The following is a 13,497-nucleotide window of genomic DNA, read 5'->3' as shown; positions in this document are numbered from 1 at the left end:
TTAACAGGTACTTTGTTGAATTATTTCATAAATATCGACAAGGACATTGAGATTTTTTTGTTTTTGTGCTTCACTTTATAGTGAAAGGGGCTTTTACATGAAGATTTTATTTATAGGTGATGTCGTTGGCTCACCAGGAAGAGGCATGATTCGGGAATATCTTCCGAAACTTAAGGCAAAATTCCATCCAGCACTAACCATAATTAATGGGGAAAATGCAGCATCTGGTAGGGGAATAACTAAGAAAATATATAATCAATTTTTAGAGAATGGTGCACAAGCCATTACATTAGGTAATCATACATGGGACAACAAAGATATCTTTGAGTTTATTGATACGGCTAAAAACATGATACGGCCTGCGAACTTCCCTGAAGGAACTCCGGGTCAAGGGATCATGTATAGCAAGGTAAATGGACAGGAGGTTGCCATAATTAATTTGCAAGGGCGCACATTTCTTCCAGCTATTGATGATCCATTTAAAAAGTGCGATGAGTTGATTGAGGAAGCAAAGAAGCGAACCTCCGTTATTTTTGTAGATTTTCATGCGGAAGCTACAAGTGAAAAAATCGCTATGGGCTGGTACCTTGATGGACGGGTAACAGCAGTTGTTGGCACGCATACACATGTTCAAACTGCTGATAACCGTGTATTGCCAAAAGGTACTGCATTTATCACTGACGTTGGAATGACTGGCCCGTACGATGGAATACTAGGGATGGATAAAGAAGCTGTGCTTCACAAATTTAAAACGGCATTACCTGTTCGTTTCGAAGTCGTTGAAGGAAGAACTCAATTAAACGGAGTACTTATTGATGTAGATCCTAAAAGTGGGACTGCTAAGGGCATTCAACGAATTCTTATTAATGATGATCATCCATTTTTTGATTAATTATTTCTGACCAAGGTATCAAAGAGATATCTTGGTTTTTCCTTGATTTCGCCAAGTTTTTGAATTTTTAGAAAAAGATTAGAAACAAGCAGGAATACTGGTAGTTTCTAGTGAATATAGTAGTTATGGGATCATTATTCGTTATTCAATTCAGACTCGGGTAATCCCTGGTTGAATAAAGCTAGCTTCTGGAAGGTTTGCGATTATTTTAAAAATTAAGAGAGTATTAAAGCAAGATCGCAAATGTAACGGTGGTGATTCATTTGTATGGTTCTACCGGTCACTCAGGGAACATTGTAAAGAACAAGGAGGAAAGTAGAAATGGAAATATTAAAAGTTTCAGCAAAATCTAATCCTAACTCTGTAGCAGGGGCACTTGCGGGTGTTTTACGTGAGAGAGGAGCTGCAGAAATCCAAGCGATTGGTGCTGGTGCATTGAATCAGGCAGTGAAAGCAGTAGCGATAGCTAGAGGATTTGTGGCACCGAGTGGAGTGGACCTAATTTGTATTCCGGCGTTTACTGATATTCTAATTGATGGTGAAGAAAGAACTGCTATAAAATTAATCGTTGAACCACGATAATACTATGTACTTTTATATAAAGTGGTTAAGTAGTGGATAAGTGGCCTGTTTGTCGAATGTGACAGACAGGTATTTTTGTGTAAAATAAACGTAAAGGAGCTGATTTGTATGAAGATATTTGATGCCCATTCAGATGTTTTATATAAAATGTGGATGGACCCTACTATTGATTTTGCAAATTCAACAAAATTACATATTAACTACAATCAATTAAAAGCATCTGGCAGCAAAGTGCAAAGTTTTGCGATATACATCCCAGAAGAAGTAAACCCCGAAAGTCGATTTGAAGTGGCATTAGAGATGGTAGAAATTTTTTATAATAAAGTAGTTAAGCCCTCTCCTTTATTAAAGGTAGTAAGGACAAGAAATGATATTTTAGCTTTGAAAGAGGATGAAATTGGTGCTTTTTTAACGTTGGAAGGCTGCGATGCAATTGATCAAAGTATTGTAAAGTTACAAACTTTATTGAGGCTGGGAGTATCCTCTGTTGGCTTAACATGGAATTATGCCAACTTTGTCGCAGATGGCGTTGGTGAACCACGTGGAGCAGGGTTATCAAGTTTTGGTATAGAAGTTGTAAAAGAACACAATAAGGCATCAATATGGACAGATGTATCACATCTATCGGTAAAAGGATTTTGGGATGTCATGGAAGTGGCAGATTACCCAATTGCATCTCATTCAAATGCAATGACAATTTGTAATCACCGCCGTAATTTGCTAGACGAACAAATTCTAGCATTAATTAAAAAGAAAGGTATGATTGGAATAACGTTTGTCCCTCAATTTTTAAGCAATCGAGAAACAGCAACTATCGACGATGTAATCAGACATCTTGATTATATTTGTTCATTAGGCGGAGAAAATCATGTTGGATTTGGGTCTGATTTTGATGGAATAACAGATACAACTATTGGACTTGAAAACTTTTCAGGGTATGAAGGACTTGTAAACAGTTTGTTGAAATATTACTCTGAAATCCAAGTGAAAAAATTTTTGTATCAAAATTTTGTGGAGAATTTACCAGCATAAATTAATCATTTTATATTGGTTTAATCTAAAATTAATTGAAAAATAAAAAAATATGCATTTTTCACCATAATTTGCTTGCTAAGGGTTGCTTTTTTTCGTTGATAGGTCTAGAATTGAAAGCGTTTAGTACATATCCAACGATATAAAATTGGATAGCATTTTAGACTTCAAAATTGGAATTTTTTTCCTGATTTGTCGTAAGAAATGATCCATTTTCATTCAATAGAATATACATATTACAATTCAATACAACTCAGTTGGAAAGTGCTATGCTTATAAATTAATAAAAATCTTATATATAACGTATTCCAAAGGGGTGTAAGTCATGATCAATCAACTTTCGTGGAAGGTTGGCGGACAACAAGGGGAAGGAATCGAGAGTACGGGGGAAATCTTTTCCATCGCTCTGAATCGTTTAGGTTACTATTTATACGGTTATCGTCACTTTTCATCACGTATTAAAGGTGGACATACAAATAACAAAATTCGTGTAAGTACAACTCAAGTTCGTGCAATATCTGATGATCTTGATATTTTAGTAGCTTTTGACCAAGAAACAATTGATTTTAATTTTCATGAGTTACGCGATGGCGGGGTAGTATTGGCAGATGCTAAATTCAAACCAACCATTCCTGAAAATACGAAAGTTCATCTGTATTCTGTTCCTTTTACTGAAATTGCGACTGATCTTGGCACGTCCCTAATGAAAAATATGGTCGCAATTGGAGCTACTAGCTCATTATTAGATCTTGATTTAAATGTGTACCTAAATGTGGTTGATGAAATCTTTGGACGTAAGGGACAGCAAGTTGTAGAGAAAAATATGGAAGCAATCAAAGCCGGTGCAGAATTCCTAAATGATCTACTTAGTGAAGATGTAATAATGAAGTTAGAAAAAGCAGACGGCAAGCAACGCATGTTCATGATTGGAAATGATGCTATCGCTCTGGGTGCTCTAGCGGGTGGAGCAAGATTTATGCCTGCATATCCAATCACACCAGCCTCTGAAATCATGGAATACTTAATTAGCAAGTTACCTGAATTTGGTGGAACAGTTATCCAAACAGAAGATGAAATTGCTGCATGTACAATGGCGATTGGTTCTAACTACGCAGGTGTTCGTGCATTTACTGCTTCTGCTGGCCCAGGATTATCGTTAATGATGGAATCAATCGGGTTATCAGGTATTACTGAAACTCCGCTTGTTATTATTGATACACAACGTGGAGGTCCAAGTACAGGTCTTCCAACTAAGCAAGAGCAATCTGACTTAATGGCAATGATCTATGGTACACATGGTGAAATACCTAAGATTGTTATGGCTCCAAGTACTGTTCAGGAAGCATTCTATGACATTATTGAAGCATTTAACCTAGCAGAAGAATATCAGTGTCCGGTTATATTCCTAACAGATTTACAACTTTCTTTAGGTAAGCAAACTGTTGAACCACTTGATTATTCAAAAATAGAAATCAGACGTGGTAATCTACTTCTTGATGACGAATTACCAGAATTAGAGAATAAAGAATACTTCAAACGCTATGAAGTTACCGAGAGTGGAATTTCACCACGTGTAGTACCTGGTGTAAAGAATGGAATCCACCATGTAACTGGTGTTGAACATAACGAACAAGGTAAGCCATCTGAGGCTGCAAGCAACCGTAAGGATCAAATGGAAAAACGACTTAAAAAGACTAAAAACATCCGTTTCAATACACCTGTGCATAAAAATGTTAAACATGAAGAGGCGGACCTATTAGTTGTAGGTTTTAACTCAACTCGTGGTGCGATTGAAGAAGCGATGACTCGTCTTGAAAATGATGGTATTAAAGTGAATCATGCTCAAGTTCGTTTAATCCATCCTTTCCCAACTGAAGAAATGTTACCGTTAATTCAATCAGCTAAGAAAGTATTAGTGGTTGAAAATAATGCTACTGGTCAGCTCGCAAACATTATGAAGATGAATGTAGGACATGCAGACAAGATTACTAACTTCTTAAAGTATGACGGTAATCCATTCCTACCTCATGAAGTTCACACAAAATGTAAGGAGTTGTTCTAATATGGCAACATTTAAAGATTTTCGGAATAATGTAAAACCTAACTGGTGTCCAGGTTGTGGAGACTTCTCCGTACAAGCAGCGATTCAACGTGCTTCTGCAAATGTTGGACTTGAGCCTGAACAGCTAGCTGTGATTTCAGGGATAGGATGTTCTGGACGTATTTCTGGATATATCAATGCTTATGGATTACACGGGATTCATGGACGGTCTTTACCAATTGCTCAAGGCGTAAAAATGGCAAACCGTGATTTAACTGTTATAGCTTCTGGTGGTGACGGTGACGGATATGCAATTGGAATGAGCCATACAATCCATGCTATTCGTCGTAATATAGACATCACATACATTGTTATGGATAACCAAATCTATGGTCTAACAAAAGGTCAAACTTCTCCAAGAAGTGAAATGGGCTTTAAAACAAAGAGTACTCCAAAAGGCTCCATTGAGTCTGCACTTTCTGTCATGGAAATGGCATTAACAGCTGGTGCTACTTTTGTTGCACAAAGCTTCTCAACTGACCTTAAAGATTTAACAGCACTAATTGAGGCTGGAATCAAGCACAAAGGTTTTTCTTTAATCAATGTATTTAGCCCATGTGTAACTTATAATAAAGTCAATACATATGACTGGTTTAAAGAAAACCTAACAAAATTAGGTGATGTTGAGGGATATGATCCTTCAGACCGATCAGTAGCTATGCAAACGTTGATGAAGCATAACAGTCTTGTTACTGGGCTCATCTATCAAAATACAGAAAAACCTTCGTATCAAGAACTTGTTCATGGATATGGTGAAGCGCCGCTTGTGCATGCAGACTTGAATTTAGATGAAGAAAAGTTTAATAAACTAGTTGCTGAATTTATGTAATACAAACCAAACCCTACTAAGAATTATTCTCTTAGTAGGGTTTTTAATATAGTTTCAGTCAAAATCGGCCTTATGACTACACTAGTCTTTCATAATTCTTTATATCTTTACTCGTTAATTGTTGAATGATAAAATAGGCATGTGTGTCTGTTAGTAGAATAAATCACTTAAAACTGCTAAAATTGTACATTTTTCTACATTTATACGGTTTTATTGTATTAATACTTGTTAAACCTTATACTAGTAAAATGGAATTTTATTTTTTTGAAAATGTAGTTTTTCGATAAAGAAAGGAGATACAACATGAACGAAAAACAACGTCTTGAAAGTACTCAAGTAAAACCTGCGGACAAAAAATCCGAAAAGGATTACAGCAAGTATTTTCAATCCGTTTACCAACCACCTTCATTAAAAGATGCGAAGAAGCGTGGTAAAGAGCAAGTAAATTACTTAAAAGAATTTTCGATTCCTGAGGATATGAAGGATGCAGGAAAAGGAAAACGCTTTTTAATCCGTACGTATGGTTGTCAAATGAATGAACATGATACGGAAATAATGGCTGGTATTTTTATGGAAATGGGCTATGAGCCAACTGAAAATACGAAGGATGCCGACATCATATTACTAAATACATGTGCGATCCGTGAAAACGCTGAAAACAAAGTATTTGGTGAAATCGGTCATTTAAAACCTTTAAAACTTGAAAATCCTAATCTTTTAATTGGTGTTTGTGGATGTATGTCCCAAGAGGAATCAGTTGTGAATAAAATCCTTGAAAAACATCAATTCGTTGATATGATTTTCGGTACTCATAATATTCATCGCCTTCCTTATATTGTTAAAGAAGCAATGTTCAGCAAAGAGATGGTTGTTGAGGTTTGGTCTAAGGAAGGGGACATTATTGAAAACCTTCCAAAAGTACGTAAAGGAAATATCAAGGGTTGGGTAAACATTATGTACGGATGTGATAAATTCTGTACGTACTGTATCGTTCCATATACTCGTGGTAAGGAACGTAGCCGTCGCCCAGAAGATATCATTGAAGAAGTACGTCACTTAGCAAGACAAGGCTATCAAGAGATTACCTTACTTGGCCAGAACGTAAATGCGTATGGTAAAGATTTTGAAGATATTAAATATGGTTTAGGAGACTTAATGGACGAGTTACGTAAGATTGATATCCCACGTATTCGTTTCACAACAAGTCACCCACGTGATTTCGATGATCATTTAATTTCAGTGCTCGCTAAAGGTGGAAATCTTATGGAGCACATTCATCTTCCAGTTCAATCTGGGAGTTCACAAGTATTAAAATTAATGTCACGTAAATACACAAGAGAAACATATTTAGAGCTAGTTCGCAAAATGAAAGAACAGATTCCGAATGCTTCATTTACAACTGATATTATTGTTGGTTTCCCAAATGAAACGGATGAACAATTCGAAGAGACACTTTCCTTATATAGAGAAGTAGAATTCGATTCAGCCTATACCTTCATATATTCACCACGTGAAGGAACTCCAGCTGCCAAAATGGAAGATAATATTCCAATGGAAGTTAAAAAGGAAAGACTTCAACGTCTAAACGCACTTGTTAATGAAATTTCTGCAAAGAAAAACCTTGCCTACAAAGGTCAAACAGTAGAAGTTCTTGTTGAAGGTGAAAGTAAAAACAATCCAGAAGTACTTGCTGGATATACAAGTAAAAATAAATTGGTTAACTTCAAAGGTCCAAAATCTGCAATTGGTAAAATTGTAAAAGTGAAAATTATCCAAGCAAAGACATGGACACTAGATGGAGAAATGATCGAAGAAGCGGTAGAGGTGAACTAAAATGGCACAATTTACAAAAGAACAAATCGTAGAACGCGCAACAGAACTAGCAAAAATGATTGCAGAAACACAAGAGGTTGACTTTTTTAAGCGTGCAGAAGCACAAATAAACCAGAATAAAAAAGTTCAAGAAATTATTGATAGCATCAAAAGCTTACAGAAACAAGCAGTTAATTTTCAGCATTTTGGAAAGTCTGAAGCATTAAAACAAGTTGAAGAAAAGATTGATAATCTTCAAGCAGAACTAGATAGTATTCCGGTTGTAGAAGAATTTAAGAATTCACAGATTGAAGTGAATGATCTTTTACAGCTTGTGGCACATACCATTTCTAACAATGTAACTAATCAGATTATTACATCTACTGGTGGAGATTTGTTAGCGGGAGAAACTGGCTCAAAAGTGAATAACAATAAGGGCTGTGGCTGCCACTAATTAATAAAAAGACAAAAGCTTAAGCTTTTGTCTTTTTTTATTTGTAAAGCATGTCTCTCATCAGGTTTTATTTTTTGCTTGTACGGCTTTGAAAAAAAGGTACATAAATGGGCGAACCCGCATACAATGAACTATACGGTACTCGTAAGGTTAAGTATAAAGAGAACGACAATGCATTTTTTTAGTATTTTCTTTGATTGGTTTATTCAACTTTTTTCGTGTACTCATAAGGAAACAACAAAGTAAATTGAAAAAAGTTTGTAAAAAGAAATCAGTCTTTAGCACACTAGTCAAATGTCCCGCATAGGATGAATTGAAGATTGATTGAGGAGGGTTTGTTCGAATGTCTGAATACAGAGAGATTATCACAAAAGCTGTTGTAGGTAAAGGACGTAAATTTTCACAGTCTACTTATACCATTTCTCCACCTCACCACCCATCAAGCATTTTGGGATGCTGGATTATTAACCACAAGTATGAAGCAAAGAAAGAAGGTAATAAAATAGTAGTATACGGAAAATTTGATGTCAACGTGTGGTATTCTTTTGGTAACAATACCAAAACAGAGGTTGTTACTGAAACACTTTCATACACAGACCACATCAAGCTAAAGTATAGAGACGAGAATTTCCTAGATGATGACTGTGACGTGATTGTTAATGTGTTGCAACAGCCAAACTGCTTAGAATGTACGATCTCACCTAACGGGAACAAAATTTTAGTTGAGGTTGAAAGAGAGCTAATGGCAGAAATTATTGGGGAAACAAAGGTTTGCGTACATGTGAATCCAGATGGATGCTATGATGATGATAAGGATTGGGATGTAGACGACGAAGAATTCGAGGATTTAAATCCTGACTTCTTAGTTGGCGATTTAGAAGAATAATTGGAAACTAGGAGGCATGACTTCCTAGTTTTTTTTCATGTAATGGGAGACAAGTCCTGCCCTTTCCTTTTTTAAGTTATGTTATACTATTGGAAGATAAAACTTTACTCAGTCGGGCGACCGACTAAGTAAAGTCAAAGCCTCCGGCGGATGCCACGATTTTTCAAAGGTAACATTTCGAGCAAGCTCGAAAAAAATCGGGCGCAAATACGCCGAGGCGCATTTGATTGTTGTTGGGGGATTTTAAATGGCAGAGTATACGCCGATGATAAAGCAGTATTTAACGATTAAGGCAGATTATCAAGATGCCTTTTTATTTTTTAGACTAGGTGATTTTTACGAAATGTTTTTTGATGATGCAGTAAATGCATCACAAATTTTAGAAATCACGTTAACGGCTAGAGATGGTGGTGTTGAAGAAAAAATCCCGATGTGCGGGGTCCCTTATCACTCAGCTGCAGGATATATTGAACAATTAGTGAATCAAGGATATAAAGTTGCGATCTGTGAGCAAACAGAAGACCCAAAACAGGCAAAAGGTGTCGTAAAACGTGAAGTCATACAATTAATTACACCTGGAACTGTAATGGAAGGTAAAAACTTACTAGATAAAGAAAATAATTTTCTAGCAACCGTTTCAAACTTTTCCGATAATTCTTTCGGATTTGCATTAACTGACTTAACAACAGGTGAAAACCGCGTCTCATTATTGTTTTCCCAGTTTGAAGAAGTTATCGGAGAAATTTATGCAAATGGTGTAAAAGAGGTTGTTGTTTCGACAGATTTTGACGATCAGTATAAAAAAGCAATGATTGAACGTTGCCAGGTAACGATTTCGTATGAAGATAATTGCACAATTGCTGAACATTTTCAACAGCTTACCGAGAGGCTTGAGGATGAGAAATTGATTCTTACTTTTGGAAGATTATTAAATTATTTAATAAAAACGCAAAAGCGCTCACTTGATCACCTTCAACAGGTTCGTATTTTTTATATTAATCAATTCATGAAAATTGATCTTTATTCAAAACGTAATCTTGAGCTTACTGAAACGATCCGTAATAAAGGGAAAAAGGGTTCATTACTTTGGCTTCTGGACCAAACAGTTACTGCAATGGGAGGTCGTCTGTTAAAACACTGGATCGACAGACCGTTATTAAATAAAAATGAAATTGAAGCCCGGCTTAACATGGTTCAAACCTTTATTGAACACTATTTTGAAAGATTAGAATTAAGGGATTTATTGAAGGAAGTATATGATCTTGAACGACTGGCGGGACGTGTGGCTTTCGGAAATGTAAATGCAAGAGACCTATTACAACTCAAAAAATCACTTGAGCAGGTTCCGGGAATTTATCAACTTGTAACACAGTTGCAGCACCCATATGCGGACAATCTCAGCAAGCAAATGGATCTTTGCGAATCATTAACCGACCTTCTTAAACGTTCCATTAAGGAGTCAGCTCCTTTGTCTATTAAAGAAGGAGATATTATTCAAGATGGTTACAATGCCACCCTTGACCAATATCGTGATGCAAGCCGAAATGGTAAAACATGGATTGCATCCTTAGAAAAACAGGAACGAGAAAAAACAGGAATAAAGTCTTTAAAGATTGGATATAACCGTGTCTTTGGATATTATATCGAAGTAACAAAGTCCAATTTACAGTACTTACCCGAGGGTCTGTATGAAAGAAAACAAACTCTAACTAATGCAGAACGTTTTATCACCCCTGAGCTTAAAGAAAAAGAAACATTAATTCTTGAAGCAGAGGAAAAGATTGTCCAATTAGAATATGATCTTTTTCTTGATATTCGCGAACAAGTTAAGAGCTATATTCCAAGACTTCAGACATTAGCAAAGGTCATAAGTGAGCTTGATGTACTGCAGTGCTTTGCAACGATAAGTGAAGAACGCCATTATTGTATGCCTCATTTTTCTGAGGACAAGCTCTTTATTAAAGATGGACGTCATCCGGTTGTTGAGAAAGTGATGCAGGCACAGGAATATGTTCCAAATGATTGTGTGATGGAGCAAGGACGGTCATTGCTTCTTATTACAGGACCAAATATGTCTGGTAAGAGTACGTATATGAGACAGATTGCACTGATCTCAATTTTGGCACAAATTGGTTGTTTTGTTCCAGCAAGTGAAGCTGTTCTACCAATATATGATCAAGTATTCACTCGTATCGGTGCCGCAGATGACTTAATCTCTGGACAAAGTACTTTTATGGTAGAAATGCTTGAAGCAAAAAATGCCATTGTCAATGCAACATCGAAAAGCTTATTATTATTTGACGAAATTGGACGTGGAACATCTACTTATGACGGAATGGCGCTTGCACAAGCTATTATTGAATATATTCACCAAAATATCGGAGCACACACATTGTTCTCTACTCATTATCACGAGCTGACCGATTTAGAAACAGGTCTGGAAAACTTAGTGAATGTTCATGTGAGTGCGATAGAGGAAAATGATAATGTCGTCTTCCTTCACAAAATTAAAGAAGGCGCAGCAGATAAAAGCTATGGAATTCATGTAGCAAAACTTGCTGAGCTTCCTGAGAACTTAATTGAACGTGCAAAAGAAATATTAAATCATCTTGAGCAAGGTGAAAAAGAAATAGCTGTAACAAAAGAAGAATCGATTGACCTTACAGACAATTTACAGCTTTCATTTTTTGGGGAAACGAAGTCAACCTACCAAAAAGAAGAAAAGGATGTGTCTTCTAAGGAAAAGGATGTCTTGAAATCCATCAAAGATATGGATATTTTAGGACTTACACCTTTAGAGGCAATCAATAAGTTATACGAAATTCAAAAACAATTAAAAGGATAAAAACGAAGGTTCAATAAATTTTTGATTTTCTTAAAAGAGAATGAGGTGAAGGCATGGGGAAAATCGTCCAACTAGATGACCTTCTTTCAAATAAAATAGCAGCAGGGGAAGTAGTGGAGAGGCCAGCCTCAGTTGTAAAGGAATTAGTTGAGAATGCCATCGACGCAAACAGTACTGTTATCGAAATTGAAATAGAAGAAGCGGGCCTTTCCAAAATTCGAATTATTGACAATGGTGATGGCATGGATAGTGAGGATTGTGTGAATGCCTTTCATCGTCATGCAACAAGTAAAATAAAGGACGAAAATGATTTATTTCGAATCCGGACATTAGGGTTTAGAGGTGAGGCATTACCTAGTATTGCCTCTGTTTCTGAACTAGAAATGAAGACCAGTACGGGAGATAATTCAGGTACTCATATTCTCATAAAAGGTGGACAGATTGCGGAGAAAAAGGCAACAAATAGTCGTAAAGGAACTGACATTACAGTTTCTAATCTTTTCTTTAATACTCCAGCTCGCTTAAAATATTTAAAAACCGTTCACACAGAGCTTGGCAATATTACCGATGCTGTCAATCGGATTGCCCTTGCTCACCCGGAAGTTTCCTTTCGGTTATTGCATAATGGAAAACGCCTTTTATATACAAGTGGGAATGGGGATGTTAGACAGGTACTTGCTGCGATCTATGGTTTAGGAATTGCAAAGCAAATGGTCCCTATTCATTTGCAATCATTAGACTTTAGTGTAGAAGGCTATATATCTATGCCTGAAGTTACAAGGGCATCAAGAAACTATATATCAACCATTATTAATGGTAGATATATAAGAAATTTTCCACTAGTTAAAGCTATACAGCAAGGCTACCATACCTTATTACCGATTGGAAGATTTCCAATTGTCTTACTCGACATTAAGATGGACCCATTGTTAGTTGATGTGAATGTCCATCCAGCAAAACTAGAGGTTAGGATTAGTAAAGAACAAGAACTAAATCAATTAATTGATCAAGGAATTAAGGATGTTTTTAAACATAAACAACTAATCCCGGATGCCATAAATCCAAAGAAGAAGGAAGTTCAAAAATCGGAGCAGCAAGAATTCGTATTTCAGCATTCCATAAAAACTGAACCACAAGAAAAACAACCCTTTGTCCCTAAATTTGTTGAGACCATTCAACAGGCTTCGAGGAAAGAAGAACTTAATATTGAAACACCAACTCAGGTCATTACATCTGTATATGAAGAAAAACCATATGATACGGAAAAACTGGTAATTGAAGAAAATGATTACACAACTACCGGTTCCTTGGATGAGATTGAAGAGACAGATTTTGAAGGTACTGAAATCAACATAAATAAAGATGAACGTGTGCCAGTTATGTATCCCATCGGTCAAATGCACGGAACATATATCCTTGCTCAAAATGAGAAAGGTTTATATATTATCGATCAACATGCAGCTCAGGAGCGAATTAAATATGAATATTTCAGAGAAAAAGTAGGAGAAAATATTTCTGATCTTCAGGAACTTCTTCTTCCGATTACATTGGAATATTCAACTGATGAATGTATCAACATAAATGCGCATAAGCAAGATTTAGAACAGGTTGGAATCTACTTGGAACCATTCGGCCATAACAGTTACATTGTACGTTCACATCCCCAATGGTTTCCAAAAGGTGATGAAAAAGAAGTCATTGAGGAAATTATCGAGCAAGTGCTTAATGATAAGAAAATAGATATTAAGAAATTAAGAGAGGCAGCAGCGATTATGATGAGCTGTAAAGCTTCTATAAAAGCGAACCACCATTTACGTAACGATGAAATATTTGCATTACTTGAAACGCTCCGTAAAACAAGTGATCCATTTACATGTCCTCACGGTCGACCAATCATCATACACCATTCGACCTATGAAATGGAAAAGATGTTCAAACGAGTCATGTAAATAAACGATATAAAAAGTGCGGAAAACTCGCTAAATAGGCGAGTTTTCCCTATATAAGACAAAAGTAGTAGGAAACTATGATAAGGTTCAAGAAAATTGTTATTTTCTAAGTCAA

General features: G+C 36.2%; 10 protein-coding genes. All 10 read left to right on the top strand.

Annotated features, from left to right (window positions below; genetic code table 11):
- The first annotated feature begins 97 nt into the window (after nt 1-97).
- The 10 genes from ymdB (at nt 98) to mutL (ending at nt 13,382) form a co-directional block, all read left to right on the top strand.
- Nucleotides 98-892 carry a 2',3'-cyclic-nucleotide 2'-phosphodiesterase gene (gene ymdB / locus NST91_RS15305; RefSeq protein WP_341331839.1) on the top strand — a complete coding sequence of 265 codons (795 nt, stop codon included), beginning with the start codon at nt 98-100 and terminating at the stop codon, nt 890-892.
- Between the two features lie 321 nt (nt 893-1,213).
- Nucleotides 1,214-1,474: a stage V sporulation protein SpoVS gene (spoVS, locus tag NST91_RS15300; RefSeq protein WP_003211281.1), complete on the top strand. Its 261-nt coding sequence runs from the start codon at nt 1,214-1,216 to the stop codon at nt 1,472-1,474.
- Between the two features lie 108 nt (nt 1,475-1,582).
- A complete protein-coding gene (locus NST91_RS15295; RefSeq protein ID WP_341331838.1) occupies nt 1,583-2,506 on the top strand; it encodes a dipeptidase in 924 nt (307 codons plus the stop codon).
- Between the two features lie 325 nt (nt 2,507-2,831).
- Nucleotides 2,832-4,568 (top strand): 2-oxoacid:acceptor oxidoreductase subunit alpha, encoded by a 1,737-nt coding sequence (locus tag NST91_RS15290; RefSeq protein WP_341331837.1) that lies wholly within the window; start codon nt 2,832-2,834, stop codon nt 4,566-4,568.
- Nucleotide 4,569: 1 nt separating this feature from the next.
- Nucleotides 4,570-5,436: a 2-oxoacid:ferredoxin oxidoreductase subunit beta gene (locus NST91_RS15285; RefSeq protein ID WP_341331836.1), complete on the top strand. Its 867-nt coding sequence runs from the start codon at nt 4,570-4,572 to the stop codon at nt 5,434-5,436.
- Between the two features lie 303 nt (nt 5,437-5,739).
- Nucleotides 5,740-7,269, top strand: coding sequence for a tRNA (N6-isopentenyl adenosine(37)-C2)-methylthiotransferase MiaB (gene miaB, locus NST91_RS15280; RefSeq protein WP_341331835.1), 1,530 nt, complete (start codon nt 5,740-5,742; stop codon nt 7,267-7,269).
- 1 nt (nt 7,270) lies between these two features.
- Nucleotides 7,271-7,702, top strand: a complete 432-nt coding sequence (locus tag NST91_RS15275; protein ID WP_341331834.1) for a YlbF/YmcA family competence regulator — start codon at nt 7,271-7,273, stop codon at nt 7,700-7,702.
- Nucleotides 7,703-8,045: 343 nt separating this feature from the next.
- Entirely contained in the window at nt 8,046-8,588 is a 543-nt protein-coding gene (locus NST91_RS15270; protein WP_121446652.1) for an outer spore coat protein CotE, read from the top strand.
- A 247-nt stretch (nt 8,589-8,835) separates the two neighbouring features.
- Complete coding sequence (mutS, locus tag NST91_RS15265; RefSeq protein ID WP_341331833.1) at nt 8,836-11,433, top strand: DNA mismatch repair protein MutS; 2,598 nt, start codon at nt 8,836-8,838, stop codon at nt 11,431-11,433.
- A 53-nt stretch (nt 11,434-11,486) separates the two neighbouring features.
- Nucleotides 11,487-13,382: a DNA mismatch repair endonuclease MutL gene (gene mutL, locus NST91_RS15260; RefSeq protein WP_341331832.1), complete on the top strand. Its 1,896-nt coding sequence runs from the start codon at nt 11,487-11,489 to the stop codon at nt 13,380-13,382.
- Nucleotides 13,383-13,497 lie beyond the last annotated feature (115 nt).

Origin of the sequence: Ferdinandcohnia sp. FSL W7-1320 (assembly GCF_038050315.1) — a bacterium.
GTDB lineage: Bacteria > Bacillota > Bacilli > Bacillales > Bacillaceae_L > Ferdinandcohnia > Ferdinandcohnia aciditolerans.
The sequence above is the reverse complement of the archived record's forward strand: the minus strand, read 5'-3'. Positions and strand labels throughout refer to the sequence as shown.

Excerpts from the sequence above, each read along its gene's own strand:
- ymdB (WP_341331839.1), top strand. The coding sequence starts at position 98 with ATGAAGATTTTATTTATAGGTGATGTCGTTGGCTCACCAGGAAGAGGC.
- spoVS (WP_003211281.1), top strand. The coding sequence starts at position 1,214 with ATGGAAATATTAAAAGTTTCAGCAAAATCTAATCCTAACTCTGTAGCA.
- NST91_RS15295 (WP_341331838.1), top strand. The coding sequence starts at position 1,583 with ATGAAGATATTTGATGCCCATTCAGATGTTTTATATAAAATGTGGATG.
- NST91_RS15290 (WP_341331837.1), top strand. The coding sequence starts at position 2,832 with ATGATCAATCAACTTTCGTGGAAGGTTGGCGGACAACAAGGGGAAGGA.
- NST91_RS15285 (WP_341331836.1), top strand. The coding sequence starts at position 4,570 with ATGGCAACATTTAAAGATTTTCGGAATAATGTAAAACCTAACTGGTGT.
- miaB (WP_341331835.1), top strand. The coding sequence starts at position 5,740 with ATGAACGAAAAACAACGTCTTGAAAGTACTCAAGTAAAACCTGCGGAC.
- NST91_RS15275 (WP_341331834.1), top strand. The coding sequence starts at position 7,271 with ATGGCACAATTTACAAAAGAACAAATCGTAGAACGCGCAACAGAACTA.
- NST91_RS15270 (WP_121446652.1), top strand. The coding sequence starts at position 8,046 with ATGTCTGAATACAGAGAGATTATCACAAAAGCTGTTGTAGGTAAAGGA.
- mutS (WP_341331833.1), top strand. The coding sequence starts at position 8,836 with ATGGCAGAGTATACGCCGATGATAAAGCAGTATTTAACGATTAAGGCA.
- mutL (WP_341331832.1), top strand. The coding sequence starts at position 11,487 with ATGGGGAAAATCGTCCAACTAGATGACCTTCTTTCAAATAAAATAGCA.